Origin of the sequence: Neisseria gonorrhoeae (assembly GCF_013030075.1) — a bacterium.
Lineage (GTDB): Bacteria > Pseudomonadota > Gammaproteobacteria > Burkholderiales > Neisseriaceae > Neisseria > Neisseria gonorrhoeae.
In genome coordinates this window covers 1818419-1836581 of the sequence record NZ_AP023069.1, presented here as the reverse complement: position 1 = coordinate 1836581, position 18163 = coordinate 1818419, and the positions used below count along the sequence as shown (strand labels likewise).

The window sequence follows — 18163 nt, the reverse complement described above, 5'->3', positions numbered from 1 at the left end:
GCGGCCGTATCGGTTTAGAAACGCGTTCCCAAGCTGATGTGCCAGCGGATTTTTTTGTCGCTGTGTCCGTAGGCGATGTCGAAGGAAAACGGCGCGAGCGGGCTGAACCAGCGCACGCCCAGTCCCGAACCGTGTTTCAGCTTCATACGTTTGAAATTGGCGGCGGCATCGCCCATATCGTGGAATACCGCGCCGGACAGGGTGCGCGTAAACGGCAGTTGGTATTCCAAGCTGCCCACCAAGAGGGCGCGTTCGGGCAGGACCGATCCGTTCGGACCGGCAAGCCCGATGCTGTCAAGTTCGTAACCGCGCACGGAAGACGCGCCGCCGCTGCGGAACATCAGCCCCGAGGGGACATCGGCATTGTCGCGTGCAACGGTGTAACCCGCTTGTCCGCGTATGATGAACGTGCCGAGTTTTTTGTTTTCGGGCGTGAAGAAATAACCTGCGCGGGCAGAGGTGCGGATTAGCGCGGTGGAGGACAGGAATGTGCCCAAAGTCGTCCCGATTTTGCCGTCGAGGTAATGGCCGTTTTCGGGGTGCAGCACGTTGTTGAGCAGCTGGCGTTTCCAAGAGGCGGTCAGCATCGTGGCGTGGCTGTTGCCCAAATCGACATCCGAGCCGGGGATTTTCCGGCCTTCTGCGAGAAATTCCGCCCCCAGCCTGGCATCGATGCCCGCGCGGTCGCGCACATACCAGATGCCGCCGGAGAAGGCGCGTTTTTCAAGGTTTTGGGTGGTCGAACGGTTGTAGGAAACGTTGCTTGTCCAGTAGTTGCCCTGATAGTTGCGCGGCTGGCTGATGCCGGCGGCAAGCGTGGTTTCGTATTTGTCCATATCCCAGACGACCGAGCCGATATAGCCTTTGTTGAAGAGGTTGTAATAGTCGTAGGCGATTTTGCCGCCCAAACCGTATTCCGAATCGAGGCGGATGCCGGTTTCGAGTTTGTGGCGTTTGACCTCGGTTACGCTGACTTTGACGGGGACGCGGTCGCCTTGGAGGCGGTCGAAGTCGGCTTGTACGGACGCGCCGGAATAATGCCCGTTTTGTTCGAGCGCCTGTTGGAAGTCGAGCAGCAGGTCGAGGTCGTAGGGCGTGCCCGGTTGGAAGCGCGCCAGGCCGGAGACGGTTTGTTCGGGGTAACGCTGTGTGCCGGTGATTTCAAAGTCGCCGAAGGCGATGGGGCGGCCGCTGTCCACGACGACGTTCAAATCGGCGGTGGCGGTATCGGGGTTGACGGCCGCCCGGGTGTTGCCGAGCTTGGCAAGCGGGTAGCCTTTGCGCGTTACCGCGCCGAGGACGGAAGTTTTGCTGTTTTCCCAACTGTCCTGATCGAAATCGCTGCCTACCGGCTGCTGCCAGTTTTCCAGCGCGTTGCGGTAGTATTCGGCGAGGTTGCCGTCTGAAAGGATGTCGCCGAGGATGGCGACGCCGACGTTGGCGATTTTGGTGCGCGGGCCCGGTGTGATGTGCACCGTATAAGCTCCGTCTTTTTCCGTCAGGCTGACCTTGCTGCTGAAATAGCCTTTGCTGCGGAGCATGGTTTTGACGTTGTCCGGTGCTTCTTCGGCAAGGAATCCCGTCTGTTCCTTATCCAAAACCTCTTCCTGCTGCTGCGTGATGAGCGGCAGGTGTTCTTCGACCATATCTTTGATTTCACTGTCCTGCGTGTCGATGCGGACGGGGAATTTGGGTTTTAATTTGACTGATTCGGTGTCGGGGCTTTTGCTTTTGAACAATGCGAAACCCGCCGCCTTGTTTTCGGAAAGGTCGGCGGCAGGCGCGTATGCGTGCGGAAAGAAAAATAAAGCCGGCAGGAGCAGGGCGGTCGGTTTGATCATCATGGTACGGGTGTCGTGCATCGGTGTGGCGGATTTCGATTCTAACACTGTTCGGACGGGGCGGGACGCTTCAGACGGCATACTGCCGACGGTATTTCGGAGGTTGCGGCCCGCCGGAAATGTATCTGCTTGTTTTAAGGCATTTTGTTTCCAATCCGCATATGGAAAACAGGCTGCGTTTCGGAATAGTGTCGAAAAATAGGCAGGATTAAATAAATTTATTCTCGTTCAATAAATTAAACCGTTGCGCCGAATGATAAAACAAAGCCTGTCCCTGCATAGGGCAAATCAACGCACCTCAAAACACAGCTTGAAAAATAAAAAAAACACAGAGAATGAGTTTTCTTTTAAAATACAACATTTTTTAACATATCACAACATAAGGAAGAATTATGGCGTTCGGCAAATCCTTATTTCATGCGATCGGCCGCGTCAGCCTGGTCAGGCAGATTGCCGCCGGTTTGGCGTTGGGCATCGTAATCGGTTCGGTTTCACCGCAACTGGGCTTGGCGGCAGGCTTGTTCGGCAGCCTGTTTGTCGGCGCGCTCAAAGCGGTCGCGCCGGTTTTGGTATTTATTTTGGTGGCGGCCACAATCGCGCAGCACCAAAAAGGCAACAAGGCGCATATCAGGCCGATTATCGTCCTTTACCTCATCGGCACGTTTTCCGCAGCCCTGACCGCCGTCATCGCCGGTATGGTTTTCCCGACGCACATTGTTTTGGCGGGCGCGGGCGATGTGTCCGCCGCGCCGCCTTCCGGCATTGTGGAAGTGTTGAAATCGCTGCTGATGAACCTGGTCGCCAACCCGATTAACGCGATTGCCAATGCCAACTATATCGGCATTTTGGCTTGGGCTTTGGTTTTGGGCGCGGCGTTGCGGAATCACGGTTCGGACGTTACGCGGCAGGTCGTTGCCGATTTGGCGGAAGCGGTTTCCACCGTCGTGAAATGGATTATCCGTTTTGCCCCTTTGGGTATTTTCGGGCTGGTGTCGTCCACAATCGCGGAGACGGGTTTCGGCGCGCTGGCGGGTTATGCGAAGCTGCTTGCGGTGCTGTTGGGCTGTATGGCGTTTATCGCGCTGGCGGTCAATCCCGCCATCGTGTGGTGGAAAATCCGCCGCAACCCTTATCCGCTGGTGTTTACCTGCCTGCGCGAAAGCGGCGTGTATGCCTTCTTTACCCGTTCTTCCGCCGCCAATATCCCCGTGAATATGGCTTTGGCGAAAAAGCTGGGGCTGCACGAAGACACTTATTCGATTTCCATCCCGTTGGGGGCGACCGTCAATATGGGCGGCGCGGCGATTACGATTACCGTTTTGGCTATGGCGGCGGCGCACACCCAAGGCATACAGGTTGATTTTGCCACCGCGCTGCTGTTGAGCCTGGTGGCGACGGTCAGCGCGTGCGGCGCGTCCGGCGTGGCCGGCGGTTCGCTGCTGCTGATTCCGCTGGCGTGCAGCCTGTTCGGCATCAGCAACGATGTCGCCATGCAGGTGGTCGCCGTCGGCTTCATCATCGGCGTGATTCAGGATTCGGCGGAAACGGCGTTGAATTCTTCAACCGACGTTTTGTTTACCGCTGCCGCCGATTTGGGCCGACAGAGAAACCGTGCGGAATAAACCAAGCTATGCCGTCTGAAGCCCGTTTGGCGTTCAGACGGCATATTTTTACAATTTTATGGGCATATGGCGGAAACAATACCGGCTGCCTTGAATATGTTTCAACACACAGGTCGATACATAAAGCGTCGCCCTATGAAGGAGATGATGATGTTTAAACGCAGTGTGATTGCAATGGCTTGTATTTTTCCCCTTTCAGCCTGTGGGGGCGGCGGTGGCGGATCGCCCGATGTCAAGTCGGCGGACACGCCGTCAAAACCGGCCGCCCCCGTTGTTGCTGAAAATGCCGGGGAAGGGGTGCTGCCGAAAGAAAAGAAAGATGAGGAGGCAGCGGGCGGTGCGCCGCAAGCCGATACGCAGGACGCAACCGCCGGAGAAGGCAGCCAAGATATGGCGGCAGTTTCGGCAGAAAATACAGGCAATGGCGGTGCGGCAACAACGGACAACCCCAAAAATGAAGACGCGGGGGCGCAAAATGATATGCCGCAAAATGCCGCCGAATCCGCAAATCAAACAGGGAACAACCAACCCGCCGGTTCTTCAGATTCCGCCCCCGCGTCAAACCCTGCCCCTGCGAATGGCGGTAGCGATTTTGGAAGGACGAACGTGGGCAATTCTGTTGTGATTGACGGACCGTCGCAAAATATAACGTTGACCCACTGTAAAGGCGATCCTTGTAATGGTGATAATTTATTGGATGAAGAAGCACCGCCAAAATCAGAATTTGAATCGTTAAGTGATGAAGAGAAAATTAAGAAATATAAAAAAGATGGAGAAAAGTTTACTGGTTTGGTTGCTATAAAAGTTGAAAATAATGGGTTGAATAAATATACCATTATTTATCAAGCTCAGCCTACTCGTTCTGCACGGTCGAGGAGGTCGCTTCCGGCCGAGATTCCGCTGATTCCCGTCAATCAGGCCGATACGCTGATTGTGGATGGGGAAGCGGTCAGCCTGACGGGGCATTCCGGCAATATCTTCGCGCCCGAAGGGAATTACCGGTATCTGACTTACGGGGCGGAAAAATTGCCCGGCGGATCGTATGCCCTCCGTGTGCAAGGCGAACCGGCAAAAGGCGAAATGCTTGTTGGCACGGCCGTGTACAACGGCGAAGTGCTGCATTTCCATATGGAAAACGGCCGTCCGTACCCGTCCGGAAGCAGGTTTGCCGCAAAAGTCGATTTCGGCAGCAAATCTGTGGACGGCATTATCGACAGCGGCGATGATTTGCATATGGGTACGCAAAAATTCAAAGCCGCCATCGATGGAAACGGCTTTAAGGGGACTTGGACGGAAAATGGCGGCGGGGATGTTTCCGGAAGGTTTTACGGCCCGGCCGGCGAGGAAGTGGCGGGAAAATACAGCTATCGCCCGACAGATGCTGAAAAGGGCGGATTCGGCGTGTTTGCCGGCAAAAAAGATCGGGATTGATGTTGATGCCGCCCGAAGCGCAGGTATTCATTACGGCGGGACGACGCGTTCAAATCATCAAACAAGCCCCCGAAAAAGGCGGCATCCCAAAATCCGGCACTGAAATTGCCGCGCGTATCGGCGGCATTCCGCAGCCTGCCGGGGAAACCGTCGGCAGCAGCCGGAATGTCGGGTATTTCCGCCCGCCTTTTTCGGGCTGTTGAAATATGAAAATAAAGCATAGGCCGTCTGAATGTTCAGACGGCCTGTTTTTTTAACGGCTGTGTTTCAACACTCCGCCGGTTCCAACCGGCAGCAGCAGGGAGATAATGCCTTGAACCCCGCTCTTCGGGGCGGCAGGGTTCGGGCCGGTTTGGGGAAAGGCATCGCCTTTCCGAATCGGGGCGGTGCAACGGGGTGCGCCTTATGTGCCGAAAGGGTTTGCGGCAACGGTATGCCGTCTGAAGCGGGTGCGTTCAGACGGCATTGTGATGTTTGGGGCGCGGGTCCGGTTCAAATCCGCATCAGTTGATAAACCCGTTGTCTTTCATTTTCTTTTCGGAAAAATACTGGCCGCATACCAGCAGGGCGGCGAGGATGATGACAAACAGCCCTGCCATAGTCAGTGTGATTTTGAAGAACAATTCGGCTTCGAGAAAAGAAAACCAAAGTTGCACAATCAGCAGCAGCACCCAGCCGGCAAACAGTCCGAGACAGGCATAAACGCCGAGCTTAAACACGGTCCCGCTCCAAAATGACGACGTAGGCTTCGCGTTTGAAAAACAGCAGCATACGGCGCAAATCTTTTTCCATCGTTACGACCCGCCAGCCTTCGGGGGTTTGTTTGTTGAGGAACGCGCTGAAATTGACGGGGTTGACCTTTGCCGCGCCGAAAAACAGGCTGGACAACAGGCTTTCCTGATAAATGACGACTTTGTATTCTTTCATCGTATTTCCTTTTCGGTTGAAACCCCGCCCTTTGGGGCGGTAGGATCAGACTTTATTTGGGAGGGAACCCCTTCCAAATCAGGACGATACATAGGTCGGTGCTTTATGTATCGTCCTGTGTGTTGAAACATAGGATTCCTTTAATCAAGGGATTGCCTTTTCAGGCAATCCCTTAAATTGCAGCGATGCAATGCGGCGAAATTTATTGCTTATTGCCCAACTGCGGCAATACCGAGCCTTCGCCCAGCGAGAGCAAACCGCTTTGCGAATAAATACCCAGTTTGGCGCGGGTGTCGGTGATGTCGAGGTTGCGCATCGTGAGCTGTCCGATGCGGTCGAGCGGTGTGAACGCCGCACCTTCGACTTTTTCCATACTCAGGCGTTCGGGTTGGTAGGTCAGGTTGGGCGATTCGGTGTTCAGAATCGAGTAGTCGTTGCCGCGCCGCAGTTCGAGGGTAACTTCGCCGGTAACGGCTTTGGCGACCCAGCGTTGGGCGGTTTCGCGCAACATCAAGGCTTGGCTGTCGAACCAGCGGCCTTGGTAGAGCAAACGTCCGAGGCGCAGGCCGTTGATGCGGTATTGTTCGATGGTGTCTTCGTTGTGGATGCCGGTAACCAAGCGTTCGTAGGCGATGTGGAACAATGCCATGCCCGGGGCTTCGTAGATGCCGCGCGATTTGGCTTCGATGATGCGGTTTTCGATTTGGTCGCTCATACCCAAGCCGTGGCGGCCGCCGATGCGGTTGGCTTCGAGGAAGAGTTCGACGGGGTCGGCGTATTCTTTGCCGTTCAATGCAACCGGCACGCCTTCTTCAAAGCGCACGCTGACTTCTTCGGGTTCAATTTCGACGTTTTCGTCCCAGAAGGCAACGCCCATGATGGGCTTAACGATTTTGATGCCCGAGTTCAAAAATTCCAAGTCTTTGGCTTCGTGGGTCGCGCCGAGCATATTGGAATCGGTGGAGTAGGCTTTTTCAACCGACATTTTGTAGTTGAAGCCGTTGGCAATCAGAAATTCGCTCATTTCGTGACGGCCGCCGAGTTCGTCGATAAATTGCTGGTCGAGCCAGGGTTTGTAGATTTTCAGCGCGGGATTGGTGAGCAAGCCGTAGCGGTAGAAACGCTCGATGTCGTTGCCTTTGTAGGTGCTGCCGTCGCCCCAGATATTCACATCGTCTTCTTTCATGGCGGAAACGAGCATGGTGCCGGTCACGGCGCGGCCCAGAGGCGTGGTGTTGAAATAGGCGATGCCGCCGGTGGAAACGTGGAACGCGCCGCATTGGATGGCGGCGATGCCTTCGTGTGCCAGTTGTGCGCGGCAGTCGATCAGGCGGGCGTTTTCCGCACCGTATTCCATTGCTTTTTTGGGAATGGCGTTGTAATCGTCTTCGTCGGGCTGGCCAAGGTTGGCAGTGTAGGCATAAGGCAGCGCGCCTTTGAGTTTCATCCACAACAGCGCGGCAGAGGTATCAAGACCGCCGGAGAAGGCGATGCCGACTTTCTGACCGACGGGGAGGTTTTGTAAAATAGTATGGTTTTGGTTCATGAAAAAATCCTCGATAGCTTGAAAAATCAAAGCCATTATCTTATAAATAGAAAATATTGTCAGCCATCATGCCGTCTGAACGGGTATTCCGCCGTTTCAGGCGGTATTTAAAACCGAAAACATTATGAACGCGTTCAACCTCATCATCATCGGAGACGAAATCTTACACGGCAGCCGCCAAGACAAACATTTCGCCTTTTTTAAATCCCTGCTCGAATCCAAAGGGCTGAAGCTCAATCAGGTGCAATATCTGCCCGACGAACCCGATTTGCTGGTCAGGCAACTGCGCCGCAGCTTTTCAGACGGCATACCGACGTTCGTTACCGGCGGCATCGGCGCCACGCCCGACGACCGCACGCGCCAAACCGCAGCGGCTGCTTTGGATTTGCCCGTCGTCCGCCATCCTGAAGCCGCCAAGTTTATCGAAGGCATAACCCGGAAACGCGGCAAGCCGCTCGATTCGCCCGAACACGCCCAACGCCTGAAAATGGCGGATTTCCCCGAGGGCGCAGAGCTTGTGCCCAACCCGTTCAACAACATCGCCGGATTTTCCATCCGCGAGCATTATTTCTTCCCCGGCTTTCCTGTGATGGCGCACCCGATGGCGGAATGGGTTTTGGAAACTTATTACGCCGGCCGCTTCAACCAAACCGAACGCGGCAGCCGCAGCGTGTATGTGTTTGAGCAGCCCGAATCGCGCATTACGCCGATTATAGAGCATATCGAGCAAACTTATCCCGGCGTGCGTTCGTACAGCCTGCCCAGCGTCGGTTGGACGCATTCAGACGGCACGCAGGTCAAACCGCACATTGAGTTCGGCATCAAAGCCGAAGGAGAAGCCGTCAACCTTTTGGACGCGGCGTGGGCGGAAGTGTTGCACAGCTTGGACGGATTGGGAGCAAAGCTGAAAAATCGGGTAAACTGAAAACTGTTTGCCCAAATCGGACGATATTTAAGGAAAACCATGCAATACCGAATCAGAAGAGAAAACGAAGCACCCGAAGCAAAAAATGCGGGGGAAACCTTATGGGAGCGCGACATTATGCGCGAAGTGCTGCTGTCCGCCTATCGGGACAGGCGCAGGGAGCGGATGTGGAAAAACATCTGGCGCGCCGTCAGCACCCTGATTCTGGTTGCCCTGATTGCAGGCATTTTCCGAAAAGACGAAGCCGCATTGCAGTTGGCGGGCAACACGCCGCATACCGCAGTCGTCAACCTGTACGGCAAAATCGGCAACGGCGTAGAAGACCAGGTCAAAAAACTCAAAGACGGGATGGAGGCCGCCTACAAAAACCCGCAGGCAAAAGCCATCGTCATCCGCGCCAACAGCCCCGGCGGTTCGCCCGTCGTCTCCAACACCGCTTTTGAAGAAATACGCCGTCTGAAGGCGCAGCACCCCGGCATCCCCGTTTATCTCGTGGCAGAGGATATGTGCGCGTCCGGCTGCTACTACATCGCGGCGGCGGCGGACAAAATCTATGCCGACCCGTCCAGCATCGTCGGCAGCATCGGCGTTATCGGCAGCAGTTTCGACGCGACCGGCCTGATGGAAAAAATCGGCGTAAAACGCAGGGTTAAAATTGCGGGCAGCAACAAAGGCATGGGCGATCCGTTTTCGCCCGAAACGCCCGAACAGTCGAAAATCTGGGAAGAAATGCTGACCGGCATACACGGCGAATTTATCAAAGCCGTCAAAACCGGACGCGGCGGCCGCCTCAAATTCCGACAATATCCCGACGTGTTCAGCGGTCGCGTGTACACAGGCGCGGACGCGCTGAAAGTCGGGCTGGTGGACGGACTCGGCAATATTTACAGCGTGGCGCGAGACGTGGTCAAAGCTCCCGATGTGGTGGATTACACTCCGAAGGACGATTTCGGCAGAATCTTGGGCAGACGCTTCGGAGCAGAACTCAAAGCAAGCGTTTCGGAAGCTCTGCAGGCCGTCCGGTAGCGTTGTTTACAGTATTTCTAAGGGAATACCAGAATAAAAATATACACAAAAACACTCACCTCCCCAGTATGCTGCCACTAAGTCAGCCGCGTTACTATTTACCGTGCACTTAAAGCCGCAAAAGGCAGGTTGTCCCCGGGAGGTTTTGTGCATCCTGATACCGATCGGTTGCTGTTGCTGTTGCTGTTGCTCAAAGGACGGAAGGCCGCCGATAAACGAGATTACCTGTTTGTCGCTATTGACGATTTTTATACTCTGCCATTTTGCCGGACAAAACCGCAGACAGTGCTGCCAAGTTTCTGACCGAACATCTGGCTGACCCCTGCTTGTACCTGGTTGAGTACGTTTACTCTGACAATGATAGGTAATATAAAGAGCCGTCCAACATGCTTTCGGTGCAGCTTGTTATGATAATGGGATTGGTTGGAGGCTTGCCCGATTTGCTTGTCCGCAGACCAACGGTAAGGCGGAGCGGGTTATCCGTACCTTGATGGAGATGTGGCATGAGGAACAGTCGTTTGACAGTCCGGAACATCAGCAAAAGGAGTTGTGCTGCTTTATTAATTTAGGCGCTGTCCTAGATAACTAGGGAAATTCAAATTAAGTTAGAATTATCCCTATGAGAAAAGCCGTCTAAGCCGGTATAAACAAAATAAACTCATTGGGCTATTTGTCGCAGGTGTAACTGCAAGAACAGCGGCAGAGTTGGTAGGCGTTAATAAAAATACTGCAGCCTATGATTTTCATCGTTTACGATGACTGATTTATCAAAACGGTCCGCATTTGGAAATGTTTGATGGCGAAGTAGAAGCAGATGAAAGTTATTTTGGCGGACAACGCAAAGGTAAATGCGGTCGCGGTGCTGCCGGAAAAGTCGCAGTATTCAGGCTTCTCAAACGAAATGGCAAGGTTTCCTTTGCCGTCCGTTATGTACGTTTCGTAACATTCGAAGAATTCCTGAACCCTGCCCGCCGTTTCGGTTTCCGTACCCCCCTGTTAGATAAGGGGGGAAGATTCGAAGCGGTTGCCGGCTTCCTGCCGTCCGCCGGCGCGTCCGTCATCACGCCGGCAACCGCCTTTGTCATCCCTTGCTTATCTCCCATGTGCGAATCCTCAAAAACGGGCAAAAAAAAAGCCCTGTTACTTGTAGAAAGTAAAGGGCGTTAATTTTTGTTAATCGCCCCTTCTTAGGGACGCAATATATAAGGTTTATACGGTTACTGTAGCGAATACTCAAACCGCTACTTTATTTCCTATTATCCGCGAACAAGTGAAACCTGACAGCATTGTTTATACGGATTGTTATCGTAGCTATGATGTATTGGATGCAGGCGAATTTAGCCATTTCCGTATCAATCACAGCACACATTTTGCCGAACGACAAAACCATATTAATGGAATTGGGAACTTTTGGAACCGGGCAAAACGTCATTTACGCAAGTTTGACGGCATTCCCAAAGAGCATTTTGAGCCGTATTTAAAGGAGTGCGAACGGCGTTTTAACAACAGTGAGATAAAAGTTCTTGTTCCATTTTAAAACAATTAGTAAAATCGAGTTTATCCTAGTTGTCCAGGACGGCCTCATCTCTTTATAGATAGCTGCTTACCAAGTATCCTTAATTGCTAATTCAAGCCACTCTTCAAAACTATTAAAAAATTCATGGTTTTCTATATTATCTAAATTAATAACAATAACCCTAGGATTTCCTGTTACATCATTACCATCAAAATAAGCTTCCCATTCTCCATTACCAGCGAATGGGATAAGATTTAAATCAGGCAGGATGGAATTTCTAAATATATAAGCTACTTCTGCCCCTTCTGTTCCATAATTCTCAAACCACCAGTGAAAATTATGTGGCTGAATATAAGGTATTAAAGATGTATCGTTAGAGATACGAACATACTTTTCAGGATAACAAAACCCTTCAGGAAGCATATTACTAGGATATAAATTAAATTCATTTTGAATAATCATTTCGTTACCTTAGTATCATAAATACTACCATTAGGAAACTGGGTAGACCAATTTGGTGGTGCTAGTCCATTTTCACTTTGTTTTTTTAATTCTAAATTGAATAGCTTCTCCCCATGTTTGCGGCATCTAATGCTGCTTGCTCTGCATCAATATTACTAAAAATTAGATTAGTTTCAAAAATGAAAAATTACTGTTTTTTCATTTTTTATAGCATATTCAAGTACATGAATAATATTTTTCACTAAGGGCTCTGTAGAAAAATCTGAATTTTGTAATTTTTCTTTTACAGCCAAAATACTTTCCTTATCTATTAGCCAATCCCCCTCACTTGGTCCAAATAACCAATTATCGGTAATTTCAGAAACAAGCCCCCATAATCCACGATTTTGATATTCAATAATTTGATTTTCCGTAATTTCTACAACTGTTTCAGATTGAATGTTTTCATAAGCCCAATCAACCATTTCAGTATATTCACTAATTGAAACATTGTCTTTTAAACAGAAAATTAACAGGTTGTGTTCATTCATTTGTCTAAGTTCCTGATATGAGTTTGTTGTTGTAAATAATCTTTTGCTTGCTTACCTTGTAAATTACCGGTTTTCACAACATTACCATTTGAATCAAGATACTGTTTTCGTGAATTATCATGGATTCTAAAATAGTTGTTTTCGTTATCTTTTATAATTGTAATTTTTCCATCTAAACTAGTGTATCGAGTTTTAACTTTATCAGGACTTAAAATACCAGGTGCATTGGGAGTTAGTGTTTTGTGCACTGAATCAAAACTTGCTGAACTCCAGTTGCTACTAAACTTCTTAAAACTTTGTTTTCTTTTTTCAGCGGCGCTGTTTGGTAAAGATTTAATAGGTTTATTCCCACCTGCCATTTCCCCGTCAACAGTCTGCATAGGTCGGGCAGCAGGTTTTTCATAGCCGGTATTTTTAACCCAATCCCATTTGGTCGGGTTAAGTTCTACTTTTTTACCGCGCCAAACCGTACCTGCGGCCTCTGCTACGGCAAGGGCAGTTTGGGCTGTTGCTGTTATATTCGGATGGGCATCAGCCCATTGTCTGGCGGAATTAATGCCGTCTTTTACCGCAAAGGCACTGTCCTGTAATAGGCTCGCGACAGCAAGTTGTGCTTCCGGACTTAATTTTCCTAAATCATTAATACCTTGTAGAGTCTGCTGAGCGGCTGTATCTGTGACCGGGCTTACCGCACTGTCTGTAATTGCCCCAATCCCTACTCCTTGAAAACCCGTTAAAAAAGGATTAACCGCACCTTGGACGATGCCGCGAATATCATCCATACGGTTAGCCCGCCAATTTTTATCGGGGTCGTCTTCCCATATCAGTTTTCCTGCTTCATCCGCACAGTTAGGATTGGCATTGATGCCCACCCAGTTTCAGGCAGCCTGAAAAGGATTTTTAATATACGGCAAAAGGTGGGCAACGAGTGCCCACCCTATCTAGCTAACATTTATCCCAAGTATCATATATTTTTTTAAGTTCTTTATCCAAAAGAAGAACTTTATTTTTTTCAACACCATGAATTATCTCAAAATCTCTACAATCCACGCATACGCCTGAATAAATTTCTCCTACAATTGCTTGAATAATATACAACTCATCTTTATCGAGACTAATTTTAACTAAATTCCCTTCAAAATCAATTAATTTCATGAATAATTCCTTTTATTTTAATTTGTCATCAAAATACTGTTTACCTGTTTTTGGTCTAAATGCTGTCCCACCATCTTTAGTCTTGGATATTTAGATTATAATCGTCAAATTCCCAGTCAAAATATTTTGCCAAATTTGATATAGACTTATCTTCAGACGTTGAATTACATATTTCCAATATATCATTTATCAATTTTAATATGTGTTCAATATTAAAACGGTTTGTAACAATTGAGTTTTTTAATGACATCGGTCTATGTATATTTGAAAGTAACCATTCGGTGCTATATATATAAACATAAAAATAATCAGCACCATTACTTTCATCAAAACCTATTGATAATGTCAAAAGTATACAAAAATTTTCTAACTTGTCTTGTGGGAAATCTTCCAAATCAAAGTCAGAACAATCATAATTTTTTAATTTTAATCTCATATAATTACCTAATATTTAAATGTCCATTTTTAATTTTATTTCTTTTTTCATTTGAATCAATAGTATAAGTTTCAAAATTTGCTTGAATACCTGTAGTTGCAAATTGTGATTTTTTTTCTGTTGGTGGCCGATATTGTCGAGTGCCATCTCTACTTAACCATCCGCCTCCACTAGTTTGTCTTGCACCCTCACCAACCCAAATTTTACCTAGTCTATCTGCCTCTTCATAAGTTGCAGTTCCTATTGGAAAATTTTTTTTACCCTCATGAATAGCTAGACTCAATCTTGGATCTTGAGCCGCAATGTTATTTAAGTTTTGCTCATTTAGCTGATTAACCAACTTAGGATAGGTTGCAGCATTAGCTTTTCCTTCCGACGTTATAGATTTAGGCGGTCTATTCCCCCCTGCCATCTCCCCATCTACAGTCTGCATATGGCGGGCAGCAGGTTTTTTATAGCCGGTATTTTTAACCCAATCCCATTTGGCCGGGTTAAGTTCTACTTTTTTACCGCCCCAAACCGTACCTGCAGCCTCTGCTACGGCAAGGGCAGTTTGGGCTGTTGCTGTTATATTCGGATGGGCATCAGCCCATTGTCTGGCGGAATTGATGCCGTCTTTTACCGCAAAAGCACTGTCCTGTAATAGGCTCGCGGCGGCAAGTTGTGCTTCCGGACTTAAATTTCCTAAATTGTGAATACCCTGTAAAGTTTTCCGTGCTGCCGCATAGGTTACCGGGTTTACCGCACTGTCTGTAATTGCCCCAACTCCCAATCCCTGAAAACCCGTTAAAAAAGGATTAACCGCACCTTGGACGATGCCGCGAATATCATCCATACGGTTAGCCCGCCAATTTTTATCGGGGTCGTTTTCCCATATCAGTTTTCCTGCTTCATCCGCACGGCTGAGAAAACCGGAAGCGGCACCGGCATTTTCTTTTAGCCAGCGGTCTGAAAAAGGGGCTTGCGGAACAGTGTTTATCTTTGTTTTTGTAGAAGTTCCTTTGATATGGTAACTGTATATATCCCTTGCCCCTTGTGGTTCCGGATAACCGCCGCCTTGAGGCCCGTCATATCCGTCTGCGGGATGTATTTCCGACCCTGTCCGATGAAGTTGGTAAACGGTAAAACCGCCGTCTACGCTGCCGCTGAAATCAGAAGTGCTTTTTGAATCATGATTATCGAACGGACTGTGTACTTCGTGTCCGTGTCCTGAAAAATGGGTTTCATAACCGATAATGCCTTCAAACCCTGTCCGTTCGTGTGTAATAGGCAGTATGGGGCCGACCGCAGTTGCATCAAATGTTTGGACGGCGCAAACCCGATTTTTAACACTGCCGCGACCATTACCGAACAGATGGTATTTGCCACCCGGTTCGTAGTGTTTTGCCTGCATATCATCGCGCAAACGGGCATCCAAACCGTTCGCATGACTAATGGGGATTTGCAGCAACGATATTGCCGCTGCAAACAGCATCATGAATTTTTGAATAGGCAAATTCATTTTGTTTTCCTTGGCAGCAAGCGGTTATGGCAGTGTGAATCAAGGTTGCCCTTGTCTATGTTGTCGCACTGCTTCATCGCTGTATCCATACCCCTCATGACTGTTATCAGCCTCTACGGATGGGGCGGAGTTACCCGTATGATTGCCGTATGGTTGGATACTTGTATCCGACAAAAATATTTGACGCGTCTATCGTTTCCGAAATGCCGCTGTTGGAAAATGTCGGATTCGAGAATCCGACCTACGGCTGCTACCAACCATCATTTTCAGCTTCTTTTAGCCAAGTATCAAAATTTTCAAAAGTCTCGTAATATTTTGTATTATCTAAATTAACTACTATAATTTTAGGATTACCTGATTTATCTGAAATATCAAAACAGGCAGCCCACTCTTGGTTTCTAGCAAAAGGTAATAGGTTTGGAATGCCAGTTATTTCAAAATAAATGTCAATTACTTCTGATATATTGCTTTCTGCATTTTCAAACCACCAAGGAAAAGAATATTGTTCATCGTAGTTAATGGCATGAGTGGATTGAGCTAATTTTAAATAACTTTGCGGATATTTAAATCCTTTAGGAAGCATTGCTTCAGGATACGGAACAAAACTATTTTGTTTTATCATTTCCTAAGTACCTTTACATCATAAATACTTCCGTTAGGAAATCTTTTGCTCCACCCTTCTGGAACTCCTTTTTGTGTTTCTTGCTTTCTAATTCGTAGCTGGATAGCTTCTCCCCAAGTTTGAGGCTCAATACCATCATGCTTAAACCTGATTCTCTCTTTTGATGATAATCGGTCATTAAAATTATGAACATTCGCTTCCACTTTTACCCCTGCTTCACGTGCTGCCATAATACGCGTGTTATCCATACTAGTAGGTGCTCCATCAGGCATATTAACAACATCAACCCTGTCGCCAACCCATGATTTTTTTTCGTTCATTGCAGCTACAAGAGAATCATAGTTGTAATTTGCACCACGCTTCTGATAGCTAACTGTAGCTTGTGAAAAAGATGTACGAGTAGGATCTATGATTTGTCTGCCTACCGGCAAGACATAATCTCCTGAAGAAGGTTTAATAGGCTTGTTCTTGCCAGCTATTTGCCCATCTAAAGTCTTTCGGGTAACAGTTGTTTCATAGCCGGTATTTTTAACCCAATCCCATTTGGCCGGGTTAAGTTCTACTTTTTTACCGCGCCAAACCGTACCTGCGGCCTCTGCTACGGCAAGGGCAGTTTGGGCTGTTGCTGTTATATTCGGATGGGCATCAGCCCATTGTCTGGCGGAATTGATGCCGTCTTTTACCGCAAAAGCACTGTCCTGTAATAGGCTCGCGGCAGCAAGTTGTGCTTCCGGACTTAAATTTCCTAAATCATTAATACCTTGTAGAGTCTGCTGAGCGGCTGTATCTGTGACCGGGTTTACCGCACTGTCTGTAATTGCCCCAACTCCCAATCCCTGAAAACCCGTTAAAAAAGGATTAACCGCACCTTGGACGATGCCGCGAATATCATCCATACGGTTAGCCCGCCAATTTTTATCGGGGTCGTTTTCCCATATCAGTTTTCCTGCTTCATCCGCACGGCTGAGAAAACCGGAAGCGGCACCGGCATTTTCTTTTAGCCAGCGGTCTGAAAAAGGGGCTTGCGGAACAGTGTTTATCTTTGTTTTTGTAGAAGTTCCTTTGATATGGTAACTGTATATATCCCTTGCCCCTTGTGGTTCCGGATAACCGCCGCCTTGAGGCCCGTCATATCCGTCTGCGGGATGTATTTCCGACCCTGTCCGATGAAGTTGGTAAACGGTAAAACCGCCGTCTACGCTGCCGCTGAAATCAGAAGTGCTTTTTGAATCATGATTATCGAACGGACTGTGTACTTCGTGTCCGTGTCCTGAAAAATGGGTTTCATAACCGATAATGCCTTCAAACCCTGTCCGTTCGTGTGTAATAGGCAGTATGGGGCCGACCGCAGTTGCATCAAATGTTTGGACGGCGCAAACCCGATTTTTAACACTGCCGCGACCATTACCGAACAGATGGTATTTGCCACCCGGTTCGTAGTGTTTTGCCTGCATATCATCGCGCAAACGGGCATCCAAACCGTTCGCATGACTAATGGGGATTTGCAGCAACGATATTGCCGCTGCAAACAGCATCATGAATTTTTGAATAGGCAAATTCATTTTGTTTTCCTTGGCAGCAAGCGGTTATGGCAGTGTGAATCAAGGTTGCCCTTGTCTATGTTGTCGCACTGCTTCATCGCTGTATCCATACCCCTCATGACTGTTATCAGCCTCTACGGATGGGGCGGAGTTACCCGTATGATTGCCGTATGGCCGGATATCGGAGAAATCGACCATCAATCCTTCCGTCGGTTTGATTCCTTTGCTTACTTTATACGGCCCCATCCACAATGCGTAATTTTCTTTATAGGCAGCTTCAAACGCATTGGTTTTGGGTTTGATGAGCAATTTTTTATTGGTTCTGTCTACTGCGAAATATTCCAGTTTTGTTTGGGCTTTCAGTGTTTCGGCATTGTATAGGTGCATTTCGGTTCTGTTGCGTATCGTTCCGAATACGTCGATGTTAATAAACACATCTGTATCGGCATTGGCAGGAGAAACAACGTCTATGCCGCGCAGGAAAAATACGGTCTGTACCAAGTGGGAAAGAAAGGCAGTGTCGCGCGGGTTGGTCGTCAAGGTTTCATTTCGATAATCCCCCATCCCGCCAATATTTAAGCCCAGACTGCTCCTACTTCCGCTACCGTCTGATTGGGTGCGCGAGAGTGCAGGGGCATTAAGTGTAGATAAAGAAGTGGTTAAACCCGTCAAACCGCCTGATGTTGTTTCAGCGGTGGTTTCGTAACGCGGATAGGTGTAATCGGTACGGACGGCAGGGCTGTTTATGTATTCGCCGCGAATCAGTGCATCAATGGAGTAGCGACCCCCTGTCAAACTGCCTGAACCTTGGTCGCCCATAGTTGCAATGTACAATGCAACTTTTCGTCCGTGTAATGCCTGTAAATCCATGTCTTTAACGGCAGCTCTGGCAGAAGCGGCCACAAGTTCTTGTTCGACCGCGAAGCGTTTGCCTCCGCCATGCGATGGAATACCTGTCAGTGTCCCGCAGGCGGATAAAATAAAAACTGAAAAAAGAATAGGTATCAGCAGCCGTGCCCGCATAGATTTTCTCCTTTATGAAAAACAAATTGTATCAAAATTGTAAATTTAATCCACTATAA

19 protein-coding genes and 6 pseudogenes are annotated in these 18163 nt (G+C 48.8%); 10 read left to right on the top strand and 15 right to left on the bottom strand.

Annotated features, from left to right (window positions below):
- Positions 1–14 precede the first annotated feature (14 nt).
- Positions 15–1862 carry an autotransporter assembly complex protein TamA gene (locus HT085_RS09670; protein WP_003688132.1) on the bottom strand — a complete coding sequence of 616 codons (1848 nt, stop codon included), beginning with the start codon at positions 1860–1862 and terminating at the stop codon, positions 15–17.
- A gap of 371 nt (positions 1863–2233) precedes the next feature.
- On the opposite strand from HT085_RS09670, the gene sstT reads away from it, so the two are divergent.
- Genes sstT through HT085_RS09645 form a run of 5 tightly spaced genes read left to right on the top strand, consistent with a single transcriptional unit; the run spans position 2234 to position 5405 of the window.
- Positions 2234–3463 (top strand): serine/threonine transporter SstT, encoded by a 1230-nt coding sequence (gene sstT, locus HT085_RS09665; RefSeq protein WP_002215131.1) that lies wholly within the window; start codon positions 2234–2236, stop codon positions 3461–3463.
- 8 nt (positions 3464–3471) lie between these two features.
- Positions 3472–3621: a hypothetical protein gene (locus HT085_RS09660; RefSeq protein WP_003697759.1), complete on the top strand. Its 150-nt coding sequence runs from the start codon at positions 3472–3474 to the stop codon at positions 3619–3621.
- Positions 3614–4894: a transferrin-binding protein-like solute binding protein gene (locus HT085_RS09655; protein WP_003701776.1), complete on the top strand. Its 1281-nt coding sequence runs from the start codon at positions 3614–3616 to the stop codon at positions 4892–4894. Before HT085_RS09660 ends, HT085_RS09655 begins: the two co-directional genes overlap by 8 nt.
- The gene (locus HT085_RS09650; RefSeq protein WP_003688134.1) at positions 4894–5097 is read left to right on the top strand and encodes a malate:quinone oxidoreductase; all 204 of its coding nucleotides are present in this window, start codon (positions 4894–4896) and stop codon (positions 5095–5097) included. Before HT085_RS09655 ends, HT085_RS09650 begins: the two co-directional genes overlap by 1 nt.
- Positions 5098–5156: 59 nt before the next feature.
- Positions 5157–5405 (top strand): hypothetical protein, encoded by a 249-nt coding sequence (locus tag HT085_RS09645; RefSeq protein ID WP_225577385.1) that lies wholly within the window; start codon positions 5157–5159, stop codon positions 5403–5405.
- On the opposite strand, the gene HT085_RS09640 is transcribed toward HT085_RS09645, so the two are convergent.
- The 3 genes from HT085_RS09640 to argG form a co-directional block, all read right to left on the bottom strand.
- Positions 5398–5613 (bottom strand): hypothetical protein, encoded by a 216-nt coding sequence (locus HT085_RS09640; RefSeq protein ID WP_002242092.1) that lies wholly within the window; start codon positions 5611–5613, stop codon positions 5398–5400. The genes HT085_RS09645 and HT085_RS09640 overlap by 8 nt on opposite strands.
- Positions 5606–5821 (bottom strand): DUF4177 domain-containing protein, encoded by a 216-nt coding sequence (locus HT085_RS09635; protein WP_002218233.1) that lies wholly within the window; start codon positions 5819–5821, stop codon positions 5606–5608. Before HT085_RS09635 ends, HT085_RS09640 begins: the two co-directional genes overlap by 8 nt.
- A gap of 202 nt (positions 5822–6023) precedes the next feature.
- Positions 6024–7367, bottom strand: coding sequence for an argininosuccinate synthase (gene argG / locus HT085_RS09630; RefSeq protein WP_003688135.1), 1344 nt, complete (start codon positions 7365–7367; stop codon positions 6024–6026).
- Between the two features lie 124 nt (positions 7368–7491).
- On the opposite strand from argG, the gene HT085_RS09625 reads away from it, so the two are divergent.
- The 4 genes and pseudogenes from HT085_RS09625 to HT085_RS09615 form a co-directional block, all read left to right on the top strand.
- On the top strand, positions 7492–8292 hold the full coding sequence (locus HT085_RS09625) for a competence/damage-inducible protein A (protein ID WP_003692044.1): 801 nt from the start codon (positions 7492–7494) through the stop codon (positions 8290–8292).
- Positions 8293–8331: 39 nt separating this feature from the next.
- Positions 8332–9318, top strand: coding sequence for a S49 family peptidase (locus tag HT085_RS09620; protein ID WP_003688139.1), 987 nt, complete (start codon positions 8332–8334; stop codon positions 9316–9318).
- 81 nt (positions 9319–9399) lie between these two features.
- Positions 9400–9883 (top strand): annotated as a pseudogene (locus HT085_RS12295) (transposase family protein); the annotation flags it as partial.
- Positions 9884–9978: 95 nt separating this feature from the next.
- Positions 9979–10230 (top strand): annotated as a pseudogene (locus HT085_RS09615) (IS1595 family transposase); the annotation flags it as partial.
- On the opposite strand, the pseudogene HT085_RS12210 reads toward HT085_RS09615, so the two are convergent.
- A pseudogene (locus tag HT085_RS12210) lies at positions 10225–10421 on the bottom strand (replication initiation factor domain-containing protein); the annotation flags it as partial. The pseudogenes HT085_RS09615 and HT085_RS12210 overlap by 6 nt on opposite strands.
- 101 nt (positions 10422–10522) lie before the next feature.
- On the opposite strand from HT085_RS12210, the pseudogene HT085_RS09605 reads away from it, so the two are divergent.
- Positions 10523–10884, top strand: a pseudogene (locus HT085_RS09605) (IS1595 family transposase); the annotation flags it as partial.
- Between the two features lie 37 nt (positions 10885–10921).
- Here the strand turns inward: HT085_RS09605 and HT085_RS09600 are convergent.
- The 10 genes and pseudogenes from HT085_RS09600 to mafA all read right to left on the bottom strand — a co-directional run bounded on the left by HT085_RS09600 (position 10922) and on the right by mafA (position 18104).
- Positions 10922–11296, bottom strand: coding sequence for an SMI1/KNR4 family protein (locus HT085_RS09600; RefSeq protein ID WP_003692042.1), 375 nt, complete (start codon positions 11294–11296; stop codon positions 10922–10924).
- Between the two features lie 173 nt (positions 11297–11469).
- A complete protein-coding gene (locus tag HT085_RS09595) occupies positions 11470–11826 on the bottom strand; it encodes a DNA mimic protein DMP12 (RefSeq protein ID WP_002225728.1) in 357 nt (118 codons plus the stop codon).
- Positions 11823–12671: pseudogene (gene mafB / locus HT085_RS09590) on the bottom strand (polymorphic toxin MafB class 3); the annotation flags it as partial. The gene HT085_RS09595 and the pseudogene mafB (HT085_RS09590), both read right to left, overlap by 4 nt.
- 100 nt (positions 12672–12771) lie before the next feature.
- Entirely contained in the window at positions 12772–12981 is a 210-nt protein-coding gene (locus tag HT085_RS09585; RefSeq protein WP_003688150.1) for a hypothetical protein, read from the bottom strand.
- Positions 12982–13057: 76 nt separating this feature from the next.
- Positions 13058–13417: an immunity 8 family protein gene (locus tag HT085_RS09580; RefSeq protein ID WP_002218298.1), complete on the bottom strand. Its 360-nt coding sequence runs from the start codon at positions 13415–13417 to the stop codon at positions 13058–13060.
- 4 nt (positions 13418–13421) lie between these two features.
- A complete protein-coding gene (locus tag HT085_RS09575; protein ID WP_048596828.1) occupies positions 13422–14918 on the bottom strand; it encodes a MafB family polymorphic toxin in 1497 nt (498 codons plus the stop codon).
- A 39-nt stretch (positions 14919–14957) separates the two neighbouring features.
- A pseudogene (locus tag HT085_RS09570) lies at positions 14958–15080 on the bottom strand (adhesin); the annotation flags it as partial.
- An 88-nt stretch (positions 15081–15168) separates the two neighbouring features.
- A complete protein-coding gene (locus tag HT085_RS09565) occupies positions 15169–15540 on the bottom strand; it encodes an SMI1/KNR4 family protein (RefSeq protein ID WP_002218307.1) in 372 nt (123 codons plus the stop codon).
- The gene (gene mafB, locus HT085_RS09560; protein ID WP_082298493.1) at positions 15537–17102 is read right to left on the bottom strand and encodes a polymorphic toxin MafB class 3; all 1566 of its coding nucleotides are present in this window, start codon (positions 17100–17102) and stop codon (positions 15537–15539) included. The genes HT085_RS09565 and mafB (HT085_RS09560) overlap by 4 nt, the downstream gene beginning before the upstream one ends.
- A gap of 39 nt (positions 17103–17141) precedes the next feature.
- Complete coding sequence (gene mafA / locus HT085_RS09555) at positions 17142–18104, bottom strand: adhesin MafA (protein WP_003706509.1); 963 nt, start codon at positions 18102–18104, stop codon at positions 17142–17144.
- Positions 18105–18163 lie beyond the last annotated feature (59 nt).